The 24,701-nt window shown below is 71.7% G+C and carries 18 protein-coding genes; 14 read left to right on the top strand and 4 right to left on the bottom strand.

The features are described from left to right. The first annotated feature begins 96 nt into the window (after positions 1-96). From HUT19_RS11065 to HUT19_RS42930, 10 genes are all read left to right on the top strand, one after another. Positions 97-5,670, top strand: coding sequence for a HAMP domain-containing protein (locus HUT19_RS11065; RefSeq protein WP_176180307.1), 5,574 nt, complete (start codon positions 97-99; stop codon positions 5,668-5,670). Between the two features lie 274 nt (positions 5,671-5,944). Then, positions 5,945-6,625, top strand: a complete 681-nt coding sequence (locus HUT19_RS11060; protein WP_176180306.1) for a response regulator — start codon at positions 5,945-5,947, stop codon at positions 6,623-6,625. A 183-nt stretch (positions 6,626-6,808) separates the two neighbouring features. Continuing rightward, the gene (locus tag HUT19_RS11055; RefSeq protein WP_176180305.1) at positions 6,809-9,619 is read left to right on the top strand and encodes a DNA translocase FtsK; all 2,811 of its coding nucleotides are present in this window, start codon (positions 6,809-6,811) and stop codon (positions 9,617-9,619) included. Positions 9,620-9,809: 190 nt separating this feature from the next. Then, positions 9,810-10,640 carry a helix-turn-helix domain-containing protein gene (locus HUT19_RS11050; RefSeq protein ID WP_176180304.1) on the top strand — a complete coding sequence of 277 codons (831 nt, stop codon included), beginning with the start codon at positions 9,810-9,812 and terminating at the stop codon, positions 10,638-10,640. A gap of 62 nt (positions 10,641-10,702) precedes the next feature. Beyond that, positions 10,703-12,199 carry a 30S ribosomal protein S12 methylthiotransferase RimO gene (gene rimO, locus HUT19_RS11045; protein ID WP_176180303.1) on the top strand — a complete coding sequence of 499 codons (1,497 nt, stop codon included), beginning with the start codon at positions 10,703-10,705 and terminating at the stop codon, positions 12,197-12,199. Continuing rightward, the gene (pgsA, locus tag HUT19_RS11040; protein ID WP_176180302.1) at positions 12,196-12,828 is read left to right on the top strand and encodes a CDP-diacylglycerol--glycerol-3-phosphate 3-phosphatidyltransferase; all 633 of its coding nucleotides are present in this window, start codon (positions 12,196-12,198) and stop codon (positions 12,826-12,828) included. Before rimO ends, pgsA begins: the two co-directional genes overlap by 4 nt. 74 nt (positions 12,829-12,902) lie before the next feature. After that, complete coding sequence (locus HUT19_RS11035; RefSeq protein ID WP_176186748.1) at positions 12,903-13,391, top strand: CinA family protein; 489 nt, start codon at positions 12,903-12,905, stop codon at positions 13,389-13,391. A 109-nt stretch (positions 13,392-13,500) separates the two neighbouring features. Continuing rightward, positions 13,501-13,884: a helix-turn-helix domain-containing protein gene (locus HUT19_RS11030; RefSeq protein WP_176180301.1), complete on the top strand. Its 384-nt coding sequence runs from the start codon at positions 13,501-13,503 to the stop codon at positions 13,882-13,884. A 145-nt stretch (positions 13,885-14,029) separates the two neighbouring features. Then, positions 14,030-14,509: a Dps family protein gene (locus tag HUT19_RS11025; RefSeq protein ID WP_176180300.1), complete on the top strand. Its 480-nt coding sequence runs from the start codon at positions 14,030-14,032 to the stop codon at positions 14,507-14,509. A gap of 263 nt (positions 14,510-14,772) precedes the next feature. After that, positions 14,773-15,042, top strand: coding sequence for a hypothetical protein (locus tag HUT19_RS42930; protein ID WP_254885528.1), 270 nt, complete (start codon positions 14,773-14,775; stop codon positions 15,040-15,042). Here the strand turns inward: HUT19_RS42930 and HUT19_RS11020 are convergent. Genes HUT19_RS11020 through HUT19_RS11010 form a run of 3 tightly spaced genes read right to left on the bottom strand, consistent with a single transcriptional unit; the run spans position 14,990 to position 21,322 of the window. Beyond that, positions 14,990-15,769: an SDR family NAD(P)-dependent oxidoreductase gene (locus HUT19_RS11020; protein WP_176180299.1), complete on the bottom strand. Its 780-nt coding sequence runs from the start codon at positions 15,767-15,769 to the stop codon at positions 14,990-14,992. The two genes, HUT19_RS42930 and HUT19_RS11020, sit on opposite strands and share 53 nt — an antisense overlap. A gap of 32 nt (positions 15,770-15,801) precedes the next feature. Further along, positions 15,802-16,632 carry an Fpg/Nei family DNA glycosylase gene (locus tag HUT19_RS11015; RefSeq protein ID WP_176180298.1) on the bottom strand — a complete coding sequence of 277 codons (831 nt, stop codon included), beginning with the start codon at positions 16,630-16,632 and terminating at the stop codon, positions 15,802-15,804. A 10-nt stretch (positions 16,633-16,642) separates the two neighbouring features. Next, positions 16,643-21,322 (bottom strand): ATP-dependent helicase, encoded by a 4,680-nt coding sequence (locus HUT19_RS11010; protein WP_176180297.1) that lies wholly within the window; start codon positions 21,320-21,322, stop codon positions 16,643-16,645. An 83-nt stretch (positions 21,323-21,405) separates the two neighbouring features. Here HUT19_RS11010 and HUT19_RS11005 point away from each other — a divergent pair, with 83 nt between their 5' ends. From HUT19_RS11005 to HUT19_RS10995, 3 genes are read left to right on the top strand one after another with little or no spacing between them, the layout of a single operon-like run. Beyond that, positions 21,406-22,257, top strand: a complete 852-nt coding sequence (locus HUT19_RS11005; protein ID WP_176180296.1) for an AraC family transcriptional regulator — start codon at positions 21,406-21,408, stop codon at positions 22,255-22,257. A 10-nt stretch (positions 22,258-22,267) separates the two neighbouring features. Beyond that, the gene (locus tag HUT19_RS11000) at positions 22,268-23,053 is read left to right on the top strand and encodes an AzlC family ABC transporter permease (protein ID WP_176180295.1); all 786 of its coding nucleotides are present in this window, start codon (positions 22,268-22,270) and stop codon (positions 23,051-23,053) included. Next, positions 23,050-23,352, top strand: coding sequence for an AzlD domain-containing protein (locus HUT19_RS10995; RefSeq protein WP_176180294.1), 303 nt, complete (start codon positions 23,050-23,052; stop codon positions 23,350-23,352). The genes HUT19_RS11000 and HUT19_RS10995 overlap by 4 nt, the downstream gene beginning before the upstream one ends. A 15-nt stretch (positions 23,353-23,367) precedes the next feature. On the opposite strand, the gene HUT19_RS10990 is transcribed toward HUT19_RS10995, so the two are convergent. Then, positions 23,368-24,318 carry a hypothetical protein gene (locus tag HUT19_RS10990; RefSeq protein WP_176180293.1) on the bottom strand — a complete coding sequence of 317 codons (951 nt, stop codon included), beginning with the start codon at positions 24,316-24,318 and terminating at the stop codon, positions 23,368-23,370. A 79-nt stretch (positions 24,319-24,397) separates the two neighbouring features. On the opposite strand from HUT19_RS10990, the gene HUT19_RS10985 reads away from it, so the two are divergent. Beyond that, positions 24,398-24,592, top strand: a complete 195-nt coding sequence (locus HUT19_RS10985; RefSeq protein WP_176180292.1) for a DUF3046 domain-containing protein — start codon at positions 24,398-24,400, stop codon at positions 24,590-24,592. Positions 24,593-24,701 lie beyond the last annotated feature (109 nt).

Below are 24,701 nucleotides of genomic sequence, written 5' to 3'. Positions count from 1 at the left end.
TGCCGAACTGTTATGGCCTGGTTGGGCCATGGTGAAACACTGGGCAAGCTGGAAGAAGAACCCGACGAGGATGGTCGACCCTGCGGGAGGGACACGGTGGAGTCTGGCGGAGCGGCGCGGGGCACGAATACGCGCGCGAAGGGCGGACGGTCCCGCAGCAATGGGACGACTGAGGTGGAGACGGCTGCCCTGAACCGACTGCTGACCGCCATGACGGCGATGCGGGACGGAAACTTCCGCAAGCGTCTGACGGTCTCGGGCGAAGGGATCATGTCCGAGATCGCCGCGGTCTTCAACGAGGTCGCGGACCGCAATCTCCAGCTCACGGGCGAGCTGACCCGGGTGCGGCGGGTGGTCGGCCGCGAGGGCAAGCTCACCGAGCGGCTGGAGACGGGCGCCTGCGAGGGGCAGTGGGCGGCGGCCATTGACGCGTCCAACGCATTGGTGGACGATCTGGTGCGGCCGGTGTCCGAGGTGGGCCGGGTGCTGTCCGCGGTCGCCGAGGGCGACCTCGAGCAGCGCATGGATCTGCGGGCACAGGGCGCCGACGGTTCGGCGCATCCGTTGCGCGGTGAGTTCCTGAAGGTGGGGCGTACCGTCAACGGGCTGGTGGACCAGCTCTCGGCGTTCACCGACGAGGTGACCAGAGTCGCCAGTGAGGTCGGTACCGAGGGCAAGCTGGGTGGTCAGGCCCGGGTGCGCGGGATGTCCGGCTCGTGGAAGGACCTCACGGAGTCCGTCAACACGATGGCTTCCCGGCTCACCGCCCAGGTGCGGGACATCGCGCTGGTGACCACGGCGGTGGCCAAGGGCGATCTCTCCCGGAAGGTCACGGTCCATGTGTCCGGGGAGATGCTCGAGCTGAAGAACACCGTCAACACGATGGTGGACCAGCTGTCCTCGTTCGCCGCCGAGGTGACGAGAGTCGCCCGCGAGGTGGGTACCGAGGGTGAACTCGGCGGCCAGGCGAAGGTGCCCGGGGTCGCGGGGGTGTGGAAGGACCTGACGGACTCGGTCAACCTGATGGCCGGGAACCTCACCGCCCAGGTGCGCGGGATCGCCCAGGTGACGACCGCCGTCGCCAACGGCGATCTGTCGCAGAAGGTGACGGTGAGCGCACGCGGCGAAGTCGCGCAGCTGGCCGACACGATCAACACGATGACCGAAACGCTGCGCACCTTCGCAGACGAGGTGACGCGGGTGGCCAGCGAGGTCGGGGCCGAGGGCCTGCTCGGCGGTCAGGCGCAGGTGCCGGGCGCGGCGGGGACGTGGAAGGACCTCACCGATTCGGTGAACACCGCGTTCCGCAATCTGACCGCGCAGGTGCGGGACATCGCTCAGGTGACCACGGCGGTGGCGAACGGCGATCTGTCGCAGAAGGTCACCGTGGACGTGGCCGGCGAGATGCTGGAGTTGAAGAACACCGTCAACACGATGGTCGACCAGCTCCAGTCCTTCGGTGCCGAGGTGACCAGAGTCGCCCGGGAGATCGGTGTCGAGGGTGAACTGGGGGGCCAGGCGCAGGTGCCGGGCGCGGCGGGGACGTGGAAGGACCTCACCGATTCGGTGAACACCGCCTTCCGCAACCTCACCGGACAGGTGCGCAACATCGCCCAGGTGACCACGGCGGTGGCCAACGGCGATCTGTCGCAGAAGGTCACGGTCGATGTCTCCGGTGAGATGCTCAAGCTGAAGAACACCGTGAACACCATGGTGGACCAGCTCTCGTCCTTCGCCGACCAGGTCACGCGGATGGCGCGGGACGTGGGCACCGAAGGGCGGCTGGGCGGTCAGGCCCGGGTGGACGGCGTCAGCGGCACCTGGAAGGACCTGACCGACTCCGTCAACTCCATGGCGGGGAATCTGACCTCGCAGGTGCGCGGGATCGCCCAGGTGACGACGGCCGTCGCCCGCGGCGATCTGTCGCAGAAGATCGAGGTGGACGCGCGGGGCGAGATCCTGGAGCTGAAGAACACCATCAACACGATGGTCGACCAGCTCTCGGACTTCGCCGAGCAGGTGACCCGGGTCGCCCGCGAGGTGGGTACGGACGGCCGTCTGGGCGGCCAGGCGCAGGTGCCTGGTGTGGCGGGCGTGTGGCGCGATCTGACCGACTCGGTGAACGGCATGGCGGGCAATCTGACCGCCCAGGTCCGCAACATCGCTCAGGTCGCGACCGCGGTCGCGCGCGGTGACCTCTCGCAGAAGATCGACGTCGATGCGCGCGGCGAGATCCTGGAGCTGAAGAATACCCTCAACACCATGGTGGACCAGCTGTCCTCGTTCGCCGAGGAGGTCACCCGCGTCGCCCGCGAGGTGGGCACCGAGGGGCAGTTGGGCGGCCAGGCCGAGGTGCAGGGGGTCTCCGGCACCTGGAAGGACCTCACCCAGTCCGTGAACGGCATGGCCAACAACCTGACGTCGCAGGTGCGTTCCATCGCCGAGGTGACGACGGCGGTCGCCAAGGGCGATCTGTCGAAGAAGATCACCGTTGACGCCAAGGGCGAGATCCTCGAGCTCGTCACCACCGTGAACACGATGGTGGACCAGCTGTCGTCGTTCGCCGAGCAGGTCACCCGGGTGGCCCGTGAGGTGGGCACGGAGGGGCAGTTGGGCGGTCAGGCGCGGGTGCCGGGCGTCACCGGCATCTGGAAGGACCTGAGCAACAACGTCAACCTGATGGCCAACAACCTCACCATCCAGGTGCGGAACATCTCCCAGGTCTCGGCCGCGGTCGCCAACGGCGATCTGACGAAGAAGGTGACGGTCGAGGCGCGCGGCGAGGTCGCGGCGCTGGCCGACACAGTCAACACCATGGTGACCACGCTGTCGTCGTTCGCCGACGAGGTCACCCGGGTGGCGCGCGAGGTGGGCACGGACGGCATCCTGGGCGGCCAGGCGCGGGTGCCCGGCGTGTCCGGGACGTGGAAGGACCTCACCGAGTCCGTGAACTCGATGGCGTCCAACCTGACCGGCCAGGTGCGCAACATCGCCATGGTCACCACGGCGATCGCCCAGGGCGATCTGACCAAGAAGATCGACATCGAGGCGCGGGGCGAGATCCTCGAGCTGAAGACGACCATCAACACGATGGTCGACCAGCTGTCCTCGTTCGCCGACCAGGTGACCCGGGTGGCCCGTGAGGTGGGCACCGAGGGCCAGCTCGGCGGTCAGGCGCGGGTCCGGGACGTGGCCGGTACCTGGAAGGATTTGACCGAGTCGGTGAACGAGATGGCCGGCAACCTGACCCGTCAGGTGCGCGCCATCGCCGAGGTCGCCACCGCGGTGACCCGCGGCGATCTCAATCTCAAGATCGACGTGGATGCCTCGGGCGAGATCCAGGTCCTCCAGGACCACATCAACACCATGATCGCCAACCTGCGCGAGACCACCCTCGCCAACAAGGAGCAGGACTGGCTGAAGGGCAACCTGGCCCGGATCTCCGGTCTGATGCAGGGACGGCGTGATCTGAAGGACGTCGCCCGGCTGATCATGAGCGAGCTGACCCCGGTGGTCTCCGCCCAGCACGGCGCGTTCTTCCTGGCGGTGCCGGCCGGCGACGGCACCGAGGTGGTCGCCGACAGTACCTCCGACGAGGGTTACGAGCTGCGGCTGATCGGCAGTTACGGCTACTCCCACGGGTCGATGCCCACGTCCTTCCGGCCGGGCGAGACCCTCATCGGGACCGTCGCCGAGGAGAAGCGGCCGATCCTGGTGGAGAACGTGCCCCCGGGCTACCTCAAGATCGCTTCGGGTCTGGGCGAGGCGGCCCCGGCCCATGTGATCGTGCTGCCGGTGCTCTTCGAGGGCCAGCTGCTCGGTGTGGTCGAGCTGGCGTCGTTCCAGCCGTTCGCCCAGATCCAGAAGGACTTCCTCAACCAGATCGCCGAGATGATCGGCACCAGCGTCAACACCATCAGCGTCAACACCAAGACCGAGGTGCTGCTGAAGCAGTCGCAGGAGCTGACCGAGCAGCTGCGGGAGCGGTCGGCCGAGCTGGAGAACCGGCAGAAGGCGCTCCAGGCGTCCAACGCGGAGCTGGAGGAGAAGTCGGACCGGCTGGCCCGGCAGAACCGCGACATCGAGGTGAAGAACACCGAGATCGAGGAGGCGCGGCAGGTGCTCGAGGAGCGCGCCGAGCAGCTCGCGGTCTCGATGCGCTACAAGAGCGAGTTCCTCGCCAACATGTCGCACGAGCTGCGCACCCCGCTCAACTCGCTGCTGATCCTGGCCAAGCTGCTCGCCGACAACGCCGACGGCAATCTCTCGCCGAAGCAGGTGGAGTTCGCCGAGACCATCCACGGTGCGGGTTCGGACCTGTTGCAGCTGATCAACGACATCCTGGACCTGTCGAAGGTCGAGGCGGGCAAGATGGACGTCAGCCCGACCCGGATCGCCCTGGTCCAGCTCGTCGACTACGTGGAAGCCACCTTCCGGCCGCTGACCGCCGAGAAGGGGCTGGACTTCTCGGTGCGGGTCTCGCCCGAGCTGCCGGCCACGCTGCACACCGACGAGCAGCGGCTGTTGCAGGTGCTGCGCAATCTGCTGTCCAACGCGGTGAAGTTCACCGACACCGGCGCCGTGGAGCTGGTCATCCGGCCGGCGGGCGGCGATGTGCCCAACGCCATCCGGGAACAGCTCCTGGAGGCGGGCGCGCTGCGCGAACCGGACGCCGACATGATCGCGTTCTCGGTGACCGACACCGGGATCGGCATCGCGGCGAGCAAGATGCGGGTGATCTTCGAGGCGTTCAAGCAGGCCGACGGGACCACCAGCCGGAAGTACGGCGGCACCGGTCTGGGGCTGTCCATCAGCCGGGAGATCGCCCGGCTGCTGGGCGGGGAGATCCACGCGGCCAGTGAGCCGGGCCGCGGTTCGACCTTCACGCTCTATCTGCCGCTGCACCCCGGTGAGCTGCCGCCCCAGGGCTATCCGCAGCTCGCTCCGGGTGCGTCGGCGTCCGGTATCGCGATTCCGGGCAACTCGGCCTCCGGGCCGCGGACCCCGGCCGCGCTCGAGAGCGGCACCGCCGGGGAGCCTGCCGAGGACGCGACGGCGGTGGAGCGGCAGCCCGTACCGGACGCCTCCGCCAACGGCGGTCAGCGGGCGTCCGGGCTGTTCCGGCGGCGCCAGCGGACCGAGGAGGAGCCCCAGCGGCCGTCGGCCGAGCCGCAGCAGGCGCAGCCCGCGGACCGCGGGCCGGGCCGCCGGGGGCGGCAGTCCCGGGAACAGGCCCCGGAGCCGTGGCTGCTGGGCGGCCAGGACCTGGTCGTAGCGGAGCCGGCGGGCGGCTTCCACGGCGAGAAGGTGCTGATCGTCGACGACGACATCCGCAATGTGTTCGCGCTCACCAGCGTGCTGGAGCAGCACGGACTCCAGGTGCTCTACGCGGAGAACGGCCGGGAGGGCATCGAGGTCCTCGAGCAGCACGACGATGTCGTGCTCGTCCTGATGGACATCATGATGCCGGAGATGGACGGCTATGCCACGACGGCGGCGATCCGCAGGATGCCGCAGTTCGCCGGACTGCCGATCATCGCCCTCACCGCGAAGGCGATGAAGGGAGATCGTGAAAAGAGTATTGAGGCTGGCGCGTCGGACTATGTCACCAAGCCCGTCGACACCGATCATCTTCTTGCGGTGATGGAGCAGTGGATGTCAGAGCAGTGACCTGGGGGACGCCGGGCACGTCTGTGGTGTTGACTGACTGTCGCCGAACACGTGTGGGAACGCGGTATCCGGGGAACCTTCTGGTCTCCCGCCGCGTTTCTGCTACGTGCACAGTGACATCGCGGTGACAGGGTGTGGCGAACAGCGGGGTGCGGCTACCATGACCGGCACAAGGACGGGCGGCGGAAGGGAGTCGTCCCCTGGGGCGGCGCCCGGTGCTTCTCTCGGCTCTTCGAGCTGGGGAGACCCCAAGCCGGGACGAGGAGGACGGGGCATGGTGCAGAAGGCCAAGATCCTCCTGGTCGATGACCGGCCGGAGAATCTGCTGGCGCTGGAGGCCATTCTCTCCGCGCTCGATCAGACCCTGGTACGGGCATCGTCAGGGGAGGAAGCGCTCAAGGCGCTGTTGACGGACGACTTCGCGGTCATCCTGCTGGATGTCCAGATGCCGGGCATGGACGGTTTCGAGACCGCCGCGCACATCAAGCGCCGTGAGCGGACCCGTGACATCCCGATCATCTTCCTCACGGCGATCAACCACGGTCCGCATCACACCTTCCGGGGCTATGCGGCGGGCGCGGTCGACTACATCTCCAAGCCGTTCGACCCGTGGGTGCTCAGGGCGAAGGTCTCGGTCTTCGTCGATCTGTACATGAAGAACTGCCAGCTGCGGGAGCAGGCGTCGCTGCTGCGGCTCCAGTTGGAGGGCGGCCAGCCCGCCGCCGGTGAAGAGGCCAAGGAGTCGGCGGGGCTGCTCGCCGAGCTCTCCGCGCGGCTCGCCGCCGTCGAGGAGCAGGCCGAAGCGCTGTCCAAGCAGCTGGACGAGTCGGCCGACGCGGCCGCGGTGGCCACCGCGGCCCATCTCGAGCGCAAGCTGACCGGTCTGCGGCGGGCGCTGGACGCCCTGGAGCCGGGTGCGGGCAGCGGCGCCAGCCAGGTGCCCTCGCAGAACTGACCGCGCACTCCTGGGCGCACCGGCCGTCCGCCCGCGGTCATCCCCCACCCCTCACCCGCACTTTGACCCCCTGTCACCGTCCCCTCACCGCACGGCCGGTATCCGGCATCCGCGTGACGTCAGGGGCGCCTGATGCGTCCACCATGCGTGCTCCGTACGGCGGACGCGGGTAACCTCGCCCCCATGGCCTCTCGTACGTCCGGCAAGGGTTCCCAGAGCACGGCGGGCACCTCGAAGAAGCGCGCCGGGCAGTCCGGAGGCGCGGTGAAGAAGTCGCCCGCGAAGAAGGCGGCGGCCAAGAAGGCGCCCGCCAAGAAGTCGGCGGCGCCCGCGAAGAAGGCGGCAGCGAAGAAGAAGGCGGCGGCGAAGGCCGCACCGCCACCGGCGCCCAGCCCCACCAGTGGTGTGTACCGCGCCGCACGCGCGGTGTGGATGGGCCTGGCGCGCGGCGTCGGCGCGATGTTCCGCGGCATAGGGCGCGGCGCGAGGGGGCTCGACCCGGCGCACCGCAAGGACGGCAGTGCGCTGTTGCTGCTCGCCCTGGCGCTGATCGTCGCCGCGGGGACCTGGTCGAGTCTGGACGGGCCGGTCGGCGACCTGGTCGAGATGCTGGTCACCGGCGCCTTCGGGCGGCTCGATCTGGTGGTGCCGATACTGCTGGCCACCATCGCCGCCCGGCTGATCCTCCACCCCGAGAAGCCGGAGGCCAACGGACGGATCGTGATCGGTCTGTCCGCGCTGGTGATCGGGGTGCTGGGCCAGGTCCACATCGCCTGCGGGGCCCCGGGGCGCGGTCAGGGGACCGAGGCGATACAGGACGCGGGCGGCCTGATCGGCTGGGGCGTCTCCCGGCCGCTGATCTACGCGATGGGCGAGGTGCTGGCCGTACCGCTGCTGGTGCTGCTCACCGTCTTCGGGCTGCTGGTCGTCACCGCGACGCCGGTCGCGGCGATTCCGCAACGGCTGCGGGCGCTCGGCGTCCGGCTCGGCCTGGTCCGGGACGAGGACGCGTTCGCGGACACGGGGACGGACGCGGAGTACGCCGAGGAATGGCGTGAGACGCCCGCCAGACGCCCGCGCAGGTCCGCTCCGGCCCGTGGCGCCGCCGACGTTCCCGACGACCATGAGCGGGCCGAGGAGGAGGCGCTGCGGGGGCGCCGCCGATCGCGCCGCACCTCGTCCGTGGAGCCGCCGCAGGACCGTCCGATGGACGCGGTGGACGTGGCGGCCGCGGCCGCCGCCGCGCTGGACGGGGCCGTCCTGCACGGTGTCCAGCCCTCGCCGCTCGTCGCCGGGCTGAGCAACGGGATCTCCGGGGAGCGCGACACCGGTGACGGCAGCGGCCCGGTGCCGCAGACGCGTGACGCCGGTGCGGACCAGGGGAAGCCGGCCGGGGCGAAGGGCCGCCGGGACCGGGGCGACCAGTCGGACAGCTCCCGCGTCCCCGACCTCACCCGGCCCACCGCCGAAGCGGACGAGCCGCTGCCGCCGCGCGCCGAGCAGCTCCAGCTCTCCGGCGACATCACCTACTCGCTACCCTCGCTCGACCTGCTGGAGCGCGGCGGGCCCGGCAAGACGCGCAGCGCCGCCAACGACGCCGTGGTCGACTCGCTCACCAAGGTGTTCTCGGAGTTCAAGGTCGACGCCGCGGTCACCGGCTTCACCCGCGGCCCGACGGTCACCCGCTACGAGGTGGAGCTCGGCCCGGCGGTGAAGGTCGAGCGGATCACGGCGCTGACCAAGAACATCGCGTACGCGGTGGCCAGCCCCGATGTGCGGATCATCAGCCCGATCCCGGGCAAGTCCGCGGTCGGTATCGAAATCCCCAACAGCGACCGCGAGATGGTCAACCTCGGCGACGTGCTGCGCTCGGCGGACTCCGTCGGGGACGATCACCCGATGCTGGTCGGCCTCGGCAAGGACGTCGAGGGCGGTTATGTGGCGGCCAATCTCGCGACCATGCCGCATGTGCTGGTGGCGGGCGCCACCGGATCCGGCAAGTCGTCCTGCATCAACTGCCTCATCACCTCGATCATGGTTCGGGCCACTCCGGACGATGTGCGGATGGTGCTGGTCGACCCCAAACGGGTGGAGCTGACCGCGTACGAGGGCATTCCGCATCTGATCACGCCGATCATCACCAACCCCAAGCGCGCCGCCGAGGCCCTCCAGTGGGTCGTCCGCGAGATGGACCTGCGCTACGACGATCTCGCCGCCTACGGTTTCCGCCACATCGACGACTTCAACGCGGCGGTCCGCTCGGGCAAGGTCAAACAGCCCGAGGGGAGCGAGCGGGAGCTCAAGCCGTATCCGTATCTGCTGGTGATCGTCGACGAGCTGGCGGATCTGATGATGGTCGCACCGCGTGACGTCGAGGACTCGATCGTGCGGATCACCCAGCTCGCGCGCGCGGCCGGGATCCATCTGGTGCTGGCCACCCAGCGGCCCTCGGTGGACGTCGTGACCGGTCTGATCAAGGCCAATGTGCCCTCGCGGCTCGCCTTCGCCACCTCCTCGCTGGCCGACAGCCGGGTCATCCTGGACCAGCCCGGCGCGGAGAAGCTGATCGGCAAGGGCGACGGGCTGTTTCTGCCGATGGGCGCGAACAAGCCGGTCCGGATGCAGGGTGCCTATGTCACCGAGAGCGAGGTGGAGGCCGTCGTCGCGCACTGCAAGGAGCAGATGGCACCGGTCTTCCGCGAGGACGTGACGGTCGGAACGGCGAAGAAGAAGGAGATCGACGAGGAGATCGGCGACGATCTCGATCTTCTGTGTCAGGCCGCTGAGCTGGTGGTTTCCACTCAGTTCGGGTCGACGTCGATGCTTCAGCGCAAGCTGCGGGTGGGTTTCGCCAAGGCCGGGCGGCTGATGGATCTCATGGAGTCCCGGGGGGTCGTCGGGCCCAGCGAGGGCTCCAAGGCGCGCGATGTACTCGTCAAGCCGGACGAATTGGATGGAGTGCTGGACGTGATCCGCGGAAAAGCTCACTCGTAAGGGTTGGGCGGGCAACCGTTTCCCCTGCCGAGACGTCAAGTTGAGGGAGGTGGCGGAGTGAGGTCGCACCATCATGGTTGCGGGGCAATCCCGATGGCGGACAAACTCCGTCCTCCCGCTTGCCCGACCCTTTCGTACCACCCCTAGACTGAACCTCCAGCAGGTGGCTACACGCTCGAAAGGCGCCCCCGTGTCCATCGGCAACTTTCCCGAAGACGGCAACTCCCCCCAAGACGACCGCCCTTCCGTCGGCAGCGCCCTCCGGCAAGCCCGTATCGCCGCCGGGCTGACCATCGACGAGGTCAGCACCTCCACCCGGGTCCGGGTCCCCATAGTGCAGGGGATCGAGCAGGACGACTTCTCGCGCTGCGGCGGCGATGTGTATGCCCGGGGGCATATCCGCGTGCTCGCGCGCGCTGTCGGGCTCGACCCCGATGGTCTGATCGCACAATTCGACGCCGATCACGGGGGACGGCCCGTGCCGACCGCCCCGGCCCCGCTGTTCGAGGCCGAGCGGATCCGCCCCGAGCCCCGGCGCCCCAACTGGACGGCGGCGATGGTCGCGGCCATCGTGGCCGTCGTCGGATTCGTCGGATTCACGCTTTTCAGTGGTGGAGACAAGGACAACGGCTCCACGGTCGCCGAGGACTCCGCCTCGCCCAAGGCGAGCCACACCACCCCCAGCCACAGCCCCAGCCACAAGCCCGAGCGCCCGGACCGGCCGGAGCCGTCCGACAGCGCCATCGCGGGCGTGCCGGCGGACAAGGTCACGGTCAAGCTCACCGCCGAGAGCGGGCAGAGCTGGATCTCCGCGCAGGACCACAACGGGCGGCTGCTGGAAGAGGGCGTGCTGCGCGAGGGGGACTCCAAGACGTTCAGCGACAGCAAGCGCATCGACCTGGTGCTCGGGAACGCCGGGGCGATCAAGCTGTTCGTGAACGGCAAGGAAGTGAAGAACGTGGGCGACGGCGGGACGGTCCAGCGGCTGAGCTACACCAAGGGAGATCCCGAAGCGGGCTGAGCTGCCCGTGATCGGGAGCCCTGGCAGCGGGGGCGGGGCGGGGGACGAAGTAGTCTGAGCGCATGCCCGAACGCCGCACCGTTGCCCTTGTCACTCTTGGCTGCGCCCGTAATGAGGTGGACTCGGAGGAGCTCGCAGGCCGCTTGGCGGCGGACGGCTGGGAGCTCGTCGAGGAGGCCGCCGACGCGGACGTCGCCGTCGTCAACACCTGTGGCTTCGTCGAAGCCGCCAAGAAGGACTCGGTCGACGCCCTGCTGGAGGCGCGGGACCTGAAGGACCACGGCCGTACCCAGGCGGTCGTGGCCGTCGGCTGCATGGCCGAGCGCTACGGCAAGGAGCTCGCGGAGGCGCTGCCCGAGGCCGACGGGGTGCTCGGCTTCGACGACTACTCCGATATCTCCGACCGGCTCCAGACCATCCTCTCCGGCGGCATCCACGCCTCGCACACCCCGCGCGACCGCCGCAAGCTGCTGCCGATCAGCCCGGCCGAGCGGCAGGACGCCTCCTCCGTGGCGCTGCCCGGCCACGCCCAGGACACCCCGCCCGAGGACCTGCCCGCCGGAGTGGCGCCCGCCTCCGGGCCGCGCGCCCCGCTGCGCCGTCGGCTGGACTCCAGCCCGGTCGCCTCGGTGAAGCTGGCCTCCGGATGCGACCGGCGCTGCTCGTTCTGCGCCATCCCGTCCTTCCGCGGCTCCTTCATCTCGCGGCGGCCCTCCGATGTGCTGGGCGAGACCCGCTGGCTGGCCGAGCAGGGCGTCAAGGAGGTCATGCTGGTCTCCGAGAACAACACCTCCTACGGCAAGGACCTCGGGGACATCCGGCTGCTGGAGACGCTGCTGCCCGAGCTGGCGGCCGTCGACGGCATCGAGCGGATCCGGGTCAGCTACCTCCAGCCCGCCGAGATGCGGCCCGGGCTGATCGACGTGCTGACCTCGACCGAGAAGGTCGCGCCCTACTTCGACCTGTCCTTCCAGCACTCGGCGCCGGGTGTGCTGCGCGCGATGCGGCGCTTCGGGGACACCGACCGCTTCCTGGGCCTGCTGGAGGAGATCAGAGGCAAGGCGCCCCAGGCGGGTGCCCGGTCCAACTTCATCGTGGGCTTCCCCGGTGAGACCGAGGAGGATCTGGCCGAGCTGGAGCGTTTCATCAGCGGGGCCCGGCTGGACGCCATCGGTGTGTTCGGCTACTCGGACGAGGACGGCACCGAGGCCGCTGGTTACGAGAACAAGGTCGACCCGGACGAGGTCGCCGCGCGGCTGGAGCACATCTCGCGGCTTGCCGAGGAGCTCACCGCCCAGCGGGCCGAGGAGCGGCTCGGCGAGGTCGTCGAGGTGCTCGTGGAGGAAATCGACGAAAGCGGGGCGGTGCTGGGCCGCGGTGCGCATCAGGCGCCGGAGACCGACGGGCAGACGCTGCTCAGCACGGATGCGAAGCCCGCGGTGGGCCGTATGGTCGAAGCGAAGGTGATCGCGACGGAGGGAGTGGACCTCGTCGCGGAGCCGCTGCGGCCGCTGGACGGACCCGGCGGCGGCGCGTGTACCGAGGAGGCGGCCAGATGACCGGCGTCCCGGCCTCCGCCGCGGGAGGCCACCACCGCCCGGCCGCGGCCGTCCGGCCCGCCGGACTGTGGAACATCGCCAACATCCTCACCATGATGCGACTGGTCCTCGTACCGGGGTTCGTGTTGTTGATGCTCCACAACGGCGGCTACGACCCGGCCTGGCGTTCGTTCGCATGGGCGGCCTTCGCCATCGCCATGATCACCGACCTCTTCGACGGCCATCTGGCCCGCCGGTACAACCTCGTCACCGACTTCGGCAAGATCGCCGATCCGATCGCGGACAAGGCGATCATGGGCGCGGCGCTGATCTGTCTGTCCGCCCTGTCCGATCTGCCCTGGTGGGTGACGGGCGTGATCCTCTTCCGTGAGATAGGGATCACACTGATGCGGTTCTGGGTGATCCGGCACGGGGTGATCCCGGCCAGCCGCGGCGGCAAGATGAAGACCCTGGCGCAGGGCACGGCGGTCGGGATGTACATCCTGGCGCTGACCGGGCCGCTGGCCACCCTGCGCTTCTGGATGATGGCGGTGGCCGTGGTGCTGACCGTCGTCACCGGCCTCGACTACGTACGGCAGGCGATCGTGCTGCGCCGGGCGGGCCGTGCGGCCCAGGAGCCCGCGTCGTGAGCGCAGGGGCGGCGGGCAGCGGTGCGGCGGGAAGGAGCGCGGCGGGTTCCGGCCGTTCCACCGCGGCCGAGGCGCTGGCGCTGCTGGAGCGGTGCGGGCAGACCGTGGCGGTGGCCGAATCGCTCACCGGCGGTCTGGTGGCCGCGGAGCTGACGTCGGTGGACGGGGCGTCCCGCTCCTTCCGCGGCTCGGTGACCGCCTACGCCACCGAGCTCAAGCACGAGCTGCTGGGGGTGGACGCGGCCCTGCTGGCCGAGCGCGGGGCGGTCGACGCCGAGGTCGCGCGGCAGATGGCCCGGGGCGTGACGCGTGTGCTGGGGGCCGACTGGGGCGTGGCCACCACCGGTGTGGCGGGTCCCACACCGCAGGACGGTCAGCCCGTGGGCACGGTCCACGTGGCGGTGGCCGGGCCCTCGGAGCGGGTGGCCGCGGCCGCGCTGCGGCTGGAGGGAGACCGCTCGGGAATCCGCCTACAGACCGTGGACGCCGCGGTCAAGCTGCTGTTCAGCGAATTGATCGCGACAGCGGGGGCACAGGATACGGAACAACACAGCGGGATTTGATGTTTGCAGCCCTGAGTGAACACGACATCGCTCCCCGCACGGGCACAGCCGAAGGCGGTACGGTGGGGCGTGAAGGATCCGGATCCGAGGTCCGAGGAGGGAGCCAGCGATGATTCTGCTCCGTCGCCTGCTGGGTGACGTGCTGCGCCGGCAGCGCCAGCGCCAGGGCCGTACTCTGCGCGAGGTTTCCTCCTCCGCCCGGGTGTCGCTCGGCTATCTGTCAGAGGTCGAGCGCGGGCAGAAGGAAGCCTCGTCCGAGTTGCTCTCCGCGATTTGCGATGCTCTGGACGTGCGGATGTCGCAGGTGATGCGAGAGGTGAGCGACGAGCTGTCGCTCGCGGAGCTGGCGGAGTCGGCGGCGGCGGGCGAGAAGGTGCCCGCGCCGATGCGGCCGATGCTCAACCCCGTGTCCGTGTCCTCCGTGACGGGTGTCCCGGAGGAGCGCGTGACGATCAAGGCGCCCACGGAGGCCGTGGACGTCGTGGCGGCCTGATCAACAGACAGGCTCTGCCCTGCGGCTCTTCGGGCCCCGGTCGGTTCTCACCGACCGGGGCCCGATGTTTGTCCGGCGGCTTTCGGGTCACCCTGTGGTGTGAGAGGTAATCAAGGGGGCTTAACGGTCGAACAGGAGGAAGTGGATGTCTGTGGTCAAGAGCCCGCTCGCGGACGAGAGCCTGAAGATCGTCGGTGACGCTCTCCAGGGTGCCCTCGTCGACCTCGTGGATCTCGCCCTGGTGGGCAAGCAGATCCACTGGACGGTTGTCGGCCCGCGGTTCCGCACGGTTCATCTGCAGCTCGACGAGGTCGTCGCGACCGCCCGGACGCACGCCGACACGGTGGCGGAGCGGGCCTCGGCGATCGGGGTCGCTCCGGACGGGCGGGCCGAGACGGTCGCCAAGGCCAGCGCCGTCGGCGCGGTCAAGGACGGGTGGACCGAGGACACGCATGCCGTGCGGACACTGGTGGACGCCCTCGCGTCCGTGATCGGACGGATGCGTGAGCGCATCGACGCCACCGCCGAGCCCGACCCGGTGAGCCAGGACATTCTGATCGGACTGACCCGGGATCTCGAGAAGCATCACTGGATGTTCCAGGCGGAGAACGTCAACGGAGGCTAGGGCGGCTCGTCGCGCTCGCACGCCGTGTGGTCATCGCCCCGGTGGCGATGGCCGCACAGTCTGCGAGACGACCTGCGTCCGCTCCGGACCCACCCGCACCCCTGGACGCCTCGTGCTCGGGGGTGCGCTTCGCTCTGGGTGCGCCCTGCGGTCCGGCTGGGCAGACTGGGGGAGCGCGGGTGTCCAAAGCGCGCTGACGTGCCTCCTGTGCGCCCTCCCGCCGTGTGCGAACAGGCATCTAGCGTCGCCCGAAGGAGGCAGTCATGGCAGCCGTGGGAGGGGCCGGCATGCTGGGCCGACGGGCGGTCCGGTGGATGCTCGCGCTGGCTCTCGGCGGTCTGTGGTGGTGGTCGGTCTTCCGGCTGGCCCTGTCGCCGGACGCGGCCGGGCCCGTGGAAGGCGCCCTGGCGGTCGGCGGCTGGGGGCTGAGCCTGCTGCCGGTGCACTGCGGGCCCTCGCCCCGGCGAAGGGGCGGAAGGGTCACCACGGCATCGCGACTCCACCATTCGGGCGCAGGATCTGGCCGGTCGTGAAGGACGAGGCCCCGGACGCCAGATGGAGCACCGCGTGGGCGATGTCATCGGGTTCGCCGACCCGCCCCAGTGGAGTGCGCCGCGCCATGGGTTCCTCGGTGAGCCGTCGCTCCTCGTCGCTGTTCCGCGCGGTCATGGGGGTGCGGACCCAGCCGGGGGCCACGGCGTTGACGCGGATGCCGTGGCGACCCACCTCGGCCGCGAGCGTCCGGGTGAGCTGGACGACTGCCGCTTTGGCGACGCCGTAGCACAGCAGCCCCGGGGTGCCGGTGTCGATCGCGCCGGAGGCCATCGTGACGATGGAGCCGCCCGTCCCCTGGGCGATCATGGCGCGTGCCGCCTCCCGGCAGCCGTACAGCACGCCCTTGAAGTTGACCGCGAGGACCCGGTCGAGATCGGCCTCGTCGGTTTCCAGCACCGGGCTGCTGTGCATGATCCCGGCGATGGCGGCCAGTACGTCCAGTCGGCCCCCATCCTGGACGACTGCCCTGACGACGGCGGAGACCTGGCCCCGGTCGGCGACATCGAGCGCGTGGGCGCGGGCGCTGCCGCCGGACAGGGTGATCCGCTCCACGGTCCGGCGCGCCCCCTCCTCGTCGAGATCGGCGCAGTGGACGGCGGCCCCGGCCGCGGCGAGCAGAACGGCGGTGGCCCGCCCGATACCCCCGGCCGCACCCGTGACCAGGGCGGTGCGGCCACTGAGGTCGTACGCCGACGCGGGGGTCATGGAGCGACGGTACGACTGGATCTGACGGGCCGTCAATTGGTGGGTGCCGATGAGCGGGGTGCGGACGGCGGCCCCTGTGGTTCCGGCTGACAGCCCGGACACCAGAAGGTGGTGCGCTCCTGGCCCGCGTGTCCCTGGTCGGCGGCGCACACCGGCGTACCGCAGCGCAGACAGGGGCGCCCCGGGCGGCCGTACACCCACAGCCTGCGGTCGGGGCGGGACTGCGCCGTGGTGACGCGGGCCCGGCGGTTCCGGTTGACCTCCAGCAGGCGTTTGGCGACGGTCACCAGGCGCTCGGGGGAGGGGACGTCCCCGATCGGCAGCCAGGGCGAGAGCCGCAGCACGAAGCACAACTCGGACTTGTAGACATTGCCGATCCCAGCCAGATTGCGCTGGTCGAGCAGGGCCTCGCCCAGGGGCCGGGACGGGTCGGCGAGCAGTCTGCGCAGCGCCTCGTCCGGATCCCAGTCGGGGCCGAGGAGGTCGGGGCCCAGATGACCGACCGCGCGGGCCTCCTCGGTGGTGCGCAGCAGTTCCAGCACCGGGAGCCGGTAGCCGACGGCGGTGCGCTCGGCCGTGGCGAGGACGGCGCGGATCTGGTGGTGCGGACCGCCGCGCCACCGTTCCCCGGTGCCGTACACATACCAGGCGCCGTCCATCCGCAGATGGGAGTGGAGGGTGAGACCGCCCTCGACGCGGGTCAGCAGATGCTTGCCGCGCGGGACGACCTCCAGGACCCGGCGGCCGGTGAGATCGGCGGTCGCCAGCCGGGGGACGCGCAGATCGCATCCGGTGAGCGGGGCGCCCGCGAGCGCCGTGTGCAGGCGCTGGGCCGTCTGCCAGACGGTGTCTCCTTCGGGCATGGGCGGCCTCTCAGGGGCGCAGCCGCAGACCGCGCGGCGTCGGGTGGAAACCGGCGGCCTCCAGGACGCGGCCGACCGGGGACGACAGCGCGGCACCGCCGTTGATCCGCTCGACGGTCACGCTGCCCAGGGCGCCCGCGCGGGCCGACCCGGCCAGCTCCTCGACCGCCGCCCGCAGCCTGCCGTCGTCCTCGGGGGAGGCGGCCTCGGCCTGACCCGAGGGCCAGGCGAGCAGGGTCTTGCCGCCGCGCTCCATGTAGAGGGTCAGCTCGCCGTCGACGAGCACCACCAGCGACCCCGCCTTGCGGCCCGGCCGGTGGCCCGCGTCCGCGGGCGGATCGGGCCAGGGCAGGGCCGCGCCATAGGCATTGGCGGGGTCGGCGGCGGCCAGGACGACGGCGCGCCGGGCGGACTGCCCCGGCCGCCCGTCGAAGACCGGTCCCGGGGCGGGGTCGGCGGCGCGGTCGCGGGCGGTGCTGACCGCGCGGAGCCGGTCCACCGCGCCGTCCATCGCGAACTGGGCGGCGCCCAGCCCCTCGACCACATAGCCGCGGCGTGCCTGGCCGGTCTCCTCGAAAGCGGACAGCACCCGGTACGCGGCGGAGAAACCGCCTTCGACGCCCTCGGCGGCGACCGCCCCGCGGGTGACCACTCCGTGCCGGTCCAGGAGGGTGTGCGCCAGGGCGTGTGCCCGGTGGGTGGGGTCGGACACGCGCTCCGGCAGCAGCGACCAGCGCCCGGCGACGGTGGGCGGCCCGCCGCGCGAGGCGGTGGGGCGACCGGTGCGTACCGCGAGGCCGCCGTAGCGCCCCCGGGGGACCGCGCGCTTGGCGCGATGGGCGGTGGAGCCCGCGGTGCGGCCCGAGCCCAGCAGGGAGCGGAGCGGGGCCAGGGTGTCACCGGTGAGCCGCCCGGACCAGGCCAGGTCCCAGATGGCCTCGGCGAGCTGTAGGTCCTGGAACTCGTGCCCGGCGGCGCGTACGTGATCGGCGATCTGGCGGAAGAACAGCCCGTAGCCCCCGGCCAGGGCTTCCAGCACGGCCTGGTGGAGCGGGCTCGCCTCGAACGGATGAGGGGTGTGCAGCAGCAGCGGCGCGGTCTCCGCCAGATGGAGGGTGACCCAGCCGTCCTTGCCGGGCAGCGCGCCCGCTCCGGCCCAGACCACCTCCCCGGCGGCGGTCAGCTCGTCGAGCATCGTGGGGTGGTAGTCGCCGACCCGGGAGGGCAGCACCAGCTTCTCCAGGGCGGAGGCGGGCACCGGCGCCCCCTGGAGCTGCTCGATCGCGCGCACCAGGCCGTCGATACCGCGGAGGCTGTGGGTGCCCAGATGCTGCCACTGGGGGAGGAAGGCGGCCAGGGCCGCGGGCGGTACGGGCTCCAGCTCATGGCGCAGCGCTGCGAGCGAGCGGCGGCGCAGGCGCCGCAGGACGGCCGCGTCGCACCATTCCTGGCCCACGCCGGCGGGGTGGAACTCGCCCTGGACGATCCGGCCGCTCGCGGCGAGCCGGTGCAGGGCGCCGTCGGTGACGGCCGTGCCGAGGCCGAAGCGGGCGGCGGCCCGGGCGGAGGTGAACGGGCCGTGGGTGCGGGCGTATCGGGCCAGCAGATCGCCGAGGGGGTCCTTGACCGGCTCGGTGAACGCCTCGGGGACACCCACCGGCAGCGCTGTGCCGAGGGCGTCACGCAGCCGCCCGGCGTCCTCGACGGCCGCCCAGTGGTCCTCTCCCGCGATCCGGACCCGGATGGCGCGCCGGGCCGCCGCCAGCTCCTCGGCCCACCGCGGGTCGGCGCCGCGCTCGGCCAGCCCGGCCCCGGTGAGCGGGCCGAGCAGTCGCAGCAGATCGGCGACGCCCTCGGCGTCCTTGACCCGGCGGTCCTCGGTGAGCCATTGCAGCTCGCGCTCCAGCTCGGCCAGGACCTCGGCGTCGAGCAGCTCGCGCAGCTCGGCCTGGCCCAGCAGCTCGGCCAGCAGTCGCGAGTCCAGGGAGAGGGCCGCGGCGCGGCGCTCGGCCAGCGGGGAGTCGCCCTCGTAGAGGAACTGGGCGACATAACCGAAGAGCAGCGAGCGGGCAAAGGGCGACGGCTCGGGGGTGGTGACTTCCACCAGCCGCACCCGGCGGGCCTCGATGTCGCCCATCAGCTCGGTGAGGCCCGGGACGTCGAAGACGTCCTGGAGGCATTCGCGGACGGCCTCCAGGACGATCGGGAAGGAGCCGAACTCGCTCGCCACCTGGAGCAGTTGAGCGGCGCGCTGGCGCTGCTGCCACAGCGGGGTGCGCTTGCCGGGGTTGCGCCGCGGCAGCAGGAGGGCGCGGGCGGCGCATTCGCGGAAGCGGGACGCGAACAGGGCCGAGCCGCCGACCTGGTCGGTGACGATGCCGCCGATCTCGCCCTTGTCGAAGACGGCATCGGCGGCACCCACGGGGGACTGCTCGGTGTCGTACTCGGTGCCCCGCCCCATCGGATCGCCGTCGAGGAGGTCCAGGCCCATCAGATCGGCGTCGGGCAGGCGTAGCACGATGCCGTCGTCGGCGTGCATCACCTGCGCGTCCATGCCGTACCGCTCGGACAGCCGGGCCCCCAGGGCGAGCGCCCAGGGGGCGTGGACCTGGGCGCCGAAGGGGGAGTGGACCACAACCCGCCAGTCGCCCAGCTCGTCGCGGAACCGCTCCACCACGATGGTCCGGTCGTCGGGCACATGGCCGCAGGCCCGGCGCTGCTCGTCGAGATAGGCGGTGACATTGTCCGCGGCCCAGGCGTCCAGACCGGCGGCCAGCAGCCGCGCCCGGGCCGCCTCGGGCGTCAGGGCGCCGACCTCGCGCAGGAACGCGCCCAGCGCACGGCCCAGTTCGAGCGGACGGCCGAGTTGGTCGCCCTTCCAGAACGGGAGGCGGCCGGGGACGCCGGGGGCGGGGGAGACCAGGACCCGGTCACGGGTGATGTCCTCGATCCGCCACGAGGTGGTACCGAGGGTGAACACATCGCCCACCCGCGACTCGTAGACCATCTCCTCGTCCAGCTCCCCCACCCTGCCGCCGCCCTTCTTGGGGTCGGCGCCCGCGAGGAAGACACCGAACAGCCCGCGGTCGGGGATGGTGCCGCCGGAGGTCACCGCGAGCCGCTGCGCGCCCGGCCGCCCGGTGACCGTATTGGCGACGCGGTCCCACACCAGACGGGGCCGCAACTCCGCGAAGGCGTCGGAGGGGTAGCGTCCGGCCAGCATGTCCAGCACCGAGGTGTACGCCGACTCCGGGAGCGAGGCGAAGGGCGCGGCACGGCGGACGAGGGCGAGCAGCTCGTCCACGTCCCAGCTGTCCATGGCGGTGAGGGCGACGAGCTGCTGGGCGAGCACGTCCAGCGGGTTGGCCGGTACGCGCAGCGCCTCGATGGCCCCTTCGCGCATCCGCTCGGTGACCACCGCCGACTGGACCAGATCGCCGCGGTACTTGGGGAAGACCACACCGGTGGAGACCGCGCCCACCTGGTGACCGGCGCGGCCCACCCGCTGGAGCCCGGAGGCGACCGACGGCGGGGATTCGACCTGGACGACCAGGTCCACCGCGCCCATGTCGATGCCCAGCTCGAGGCTGGAGGTGGCGACCACCGCGGGCAGCCGCCCGGCCTTGAGGTCCTCCTCGACCAGCGCTCGCTGCTCCTTGGACACCGAGCCGTGGTGCGCGCGGGCCAGCAGCGTGGGCGCGCCCGTGGCCGCCCCCGACCCGCCCATCAGCTCGGCGGGGGAGTGGTCCTCGGGCAGCGCCTCGCCGGTGGCGCGCTCATAGGCGATCTCGTTGAGCCGGTTGCACAACCGCTCGGCCAGCCGCCGGGAGTTGGCGAAGACGATCGTGGAGCGGTGGGCCTGGACGAGATCGGCGATCCGCTCCTCCACATGCGGCCAGATCGAGGGGCGTTCGCCGGTCTCACCGTCCTGCACGGGGGAGCCGCCCAGCTCACCGAGGTCCTCGACCGGGACGACCACCGACAGGTCGAACTCCTTGCCGGAGGGCGGCTGGACGATCTCGACCGCGCGGCGCGGGGACAGATAGCGGGCCACCTCCTCCACCGGGCGCACGGTGGCCGACAGCCCGATGCGGCGGGCGGGGCGGTCGAGCAGTTCGTCGAGCCGCTCCAGGGTGAGCGCGAGATGGGCGCCGCGCTTGGTCCCCGCGACGGCGTGCACCTCGTCCAGGATCACGGTCTCCACTCCGCGCAGCGCGTCCCGGGTGGCGGAGGTGAGCATCAGGAACAGCGACTCGGGGGTGGTGATCAGGATGTCCGGCGGGCGGCTGGCCAGCGCCCGGCGCTCGGCCGCCGGGGTGTCACCGGAGCGGATGCCCACCCGGATCTCCGGCTCGGGCAGGCCGAGCCGGACGGACTCCTGGCGGATCCCGGTGAGCGGGCTGCGGAGATTGCGCTCGACGTCGACCGCGAGGGCCTTCAGCGGGGAGACGTACAGCACCCGGCAGCGCTTCTTGGCCTCGGCGGGTGGGGGCTCACCGGCCAGCCGGTCCAGGGCGGCCAGGAAGGCGGCCAGCGTCTTGCCGGAGCCGGTCGGCGCGACGACCAGCACGTCCGACCCCTCGCCGATGGCTCGCCAGGCCCCCTCCTGCGCGGCCGTGGGCGCGGTGAAGGCACCCGTGAACCATCCGCGGGTGGCCGGGGAGAATCCGTCGAGGGCCGAGCGTGCCATGTCCCCCATCGTGCACCGCACCACTGACAGCCCACCGGATCCGCAGGTCAGGGGCGGTGGAGCCGGGGCGCACAATGGATGGCATGGGCACAGGTGAGAGCGCGCGGCACTGGCGGCACCCCCAGCTGCCAGGGGTGGATCTGCTCCGCGCCCGCTACATCCGCAAGACCTTCGTCCAGCACACCCACGAGACCTTTGTGATCGCGGCGATCACAAAGGGCGTCGAGGAGTTCCACCACCGCGGCGCGGTGGAGCGGGCCGGGCCCGGTGGGCTCGCCCTCATCAACCCCGACACCCCGCACACCGGACGGGCCGGGGTGCCCGAGGGGTGGAGCTACAGCGTGCTGTACCCGGGCGTGGACGTGGTCGCCGCCATCGCCGCCGAGACCACCGCCCTGCGCGGTACGGCCGGGTTCGGGGCCCCCGTCGTCCACGATCCGCGCACCGCCCGGCTGGTCACCGAGGTGCACCGGGCCGCAGAGGAGGGCAACGCCCTGGCCGCCGACAGTCTGCTGCGCGTCGCCGTCGCCCGTCTGCTGCGCAACCACGGCGGCCCGCTCCCCGCGCGCACGGCACCCACGGCGGGTGCGCGGATCGCGGTGCGCGCCCGGGCGCTGCTGGAGGAGCGGATGGCGGACCCGCCGTCCCTGGAGCGGCTGGCCGCCGAGCTGGGCACCGGGCCGTTCGCTCTGCTGCGCGCCTTCCGCGCCGCCTACGGGATGCCGCCGCACACCTGGCTGACCGACGCCCGGGTGCGCCGGGCCCGCCGCCTCCTGGACGCGGGAACCGCACCGGCCGAGGCGGCCGCGGCCGTCGGCTTCACCGATCAGCCCCATCTGAACCGGCACTTCACCCGGATCGTGGGGGTGCCACCGGGCGCCTACCGGCGCGAGCGTGCAAGAACGTACAAGACCGGACCGGATACGTCCGCCTAGCGTTCGGGATGTGCCAGAACAGATAGACATACGAAACGAGTCCGCCGCGCCCGCGGCGGACTCCGCCGTCGTCCGTGACGCCCTGGGCGTCGGTGTCGCCGTCGGGCTCTCCGGTTTCGCCTTCGGTGTGACCTCGGCGGGCGCCGGGCTCGGCCTGTTGCAGACCTGTGCGCTGAGTCTGCTGGTGTTCACCGGTGCCTCGCAGTTCGCGCTGGTCGGGGCGCTCGCGGCGGGCGGCAATCCGTTCACGGCCGCCGCCGGGGCGTTCTTCCTCGGGGCGCGTAACGCCTTCTACGGGCTGCGGCTGTCCGGGCTGCTCGGCCTCCCCCGGCCGGTGCGCCCCCTGGCCGCCCACTGGGTCATCGACGAGACCTCCGCCGTCGCCCTCGCCCAGCCCGACCGGCGCACCGCCCGTCTCGGCTTCACCGTCACCGGGCTGACCCTGTACGTCCTGTGGAACCTCACCACCCTGATCGGCGCCCTGGGGGCGTCCGCGCTCGGCGACACCGCCGCGTGGGGCCTGGATGCCGCAGGGCCCGCCGTCTTCCTCGCCCTGCTGGCACCGATGCTCCGCTCCACTCTCGAGCGCGCCGTGGCCGGACTCGGTGTGCTGCTCGTCCTCGGCTGCCAGCCGCTGCTGCCCGCCGGGGTGCCGGTGCTCGCTGCCGCGCTCGCCGCCCCCGCCGTCCTCGTGGTGCGCGGACGCGCCGCGCGCGGCCGGAAAAGCCAGGAAGACCGGAAAGACCGGAAAAGCAGGGAAAGCCGAGAAGGCCGGGAAGAGGTGCTGCCCGGATGAGCACCTGGATCGCCATCGGCCTCACCGCGCTCGGCTGCTACCTGGTCAAGCTCCTGGGCCTCTCGGTGCCCGCCGGTGCCCTGGAACGGCCGGTCGTCAGACGGCTGGCGGCGCTGGTCCCGGTGGCCCTGCTGGCCGCCCTCACCGCCCAGCAGACCTTCACCGACGGACAGCGCCTGGTGATGGACGCGCGGGCGGCCGGGCTCGCGGCGGCGGCGCTCGCCCTGATCCTGCGCGCCCCCTTCCTGGTGGTGGTCGCCGTGGCCGTCATCGTCACCGCCGCTGTCCGCACCCTGTGAACGCACCTGCGGGGCTCACACCGGGCGGCCGTACGCGCGCAGGGTGAGCAGCGACTCGAGGGTCACCACCGGCCGGGTCTCCAGTGCCGCCCCCGGCGCCCACGCACGCCGGCGGGCCGGCCAGCCGCCGTCCTCCCGCTGCGCGTCCGCGAGGATGTCCAGCGACCGGTCCACCTCCGCGTCGGTGAACCACCGGCGGGCCAGCGAATCGGGCGCCGGGGCGAGATCGTGCACCAGCGCGTACGGGCCGGGGCCGCCCTGGCCGGGCGGTGCGGCGGCGTCCTCGGCGCGCGCGGGGTCCAGCGCCACCAGCCCCCGCTCCCGCACCCGGCGGCCCAGCCGCCCGGCCGCATCCTCGGCGCGCCCCCGGTCCGGTACGCCGTCCAGGAAGGCGACGGCCGCCGCGATCTCGTGCGGATGCCCGGGCGCGCCCTCGGCCAGCGCCGTGACCGCCGCCCAGCAGAAGTCCGTGGCCCGGAACAGCCAGGCGTGCCACACCTCGTTGCGGTGCAGCAGCCCCACCACCGGGCCGGTGGTGAGCAGTCCGCTCGGCGGATCGTCCGTCACCGGGATCCAGGGGGCGGCCGGATAGCCGCGCAGCGAGGGATGGCTCACCGGCAGCGCGCCGTCCGAGGTGGACACGGCCGTCAGATAGCGGCACAGCCGCTCGATCCGCTGCCCGCCGCAGCGCCCGATCCCGTCGAGCACCCGCAGCGCATGCACGGCGTGCAGCGGCTGACTCACCGGTCCGCGCAGATCCGGCTCCAGCCCGTGGCCGTAGCCGCCGTCCGGCCCCAGGTACGCGGTGAGCGCGGTCTCGACCGCCTCCGCGCCTCCCTCCAGGAAGTGGTACGCGAAGCGGCGCTGCTCCAGCACCCGGGCGGTCAGCCACACGAACCGCTCGGCACGCGAGAGGGCGGAGGAGGGCGAGGGCGGCGACGAGGAGAGGCTCACGGATCGATCCATGGTTCAGACCGTAGGGCGCGCGGCACCCCCGGCAGGGGGCTCACGCCCCGGTGCACCCCGCGAGCGCGATACTGGGCGCATGCGGTTGACGGTCTTCTGGCAGCGGATGGCGGATTACTTCGGCGAGGCGTACGCCGACTCCTTCGCGCGCGATCATGTGATGTCCGAACTCGGCGGCCGGACCGTGCACCAGGCCCTGGACGCGGGCTGGAGCGCCAAGGAGATCTGGCGCGGGGTGTGCACCGCGCTGGACATCCCCGAAGACAGGCGCTGACAACCGCTGACAACCACTGACAACCACTGACAAGCGCTGACAAGTGCTGACAAGCGAGGGTTGACAGGGCCGCTCCGCGCCGGCTGGGCCGACAAACGCCGGGGGAGCG

This window comes from Streptomyces sp. NA02950 (genome assembly GCF_013364155.1).
Taxonomy (GTDB): Bacteria; Actinomycetota; Actinomycetes; order Streptomycetales; family Streptomycetaceae; genus Streptomyces.
The sequence above is the reverse complement of the archived record's forward strand: the minus strand, read 5'-3'. Positions and strand labels throughout refer to the sequence as shown.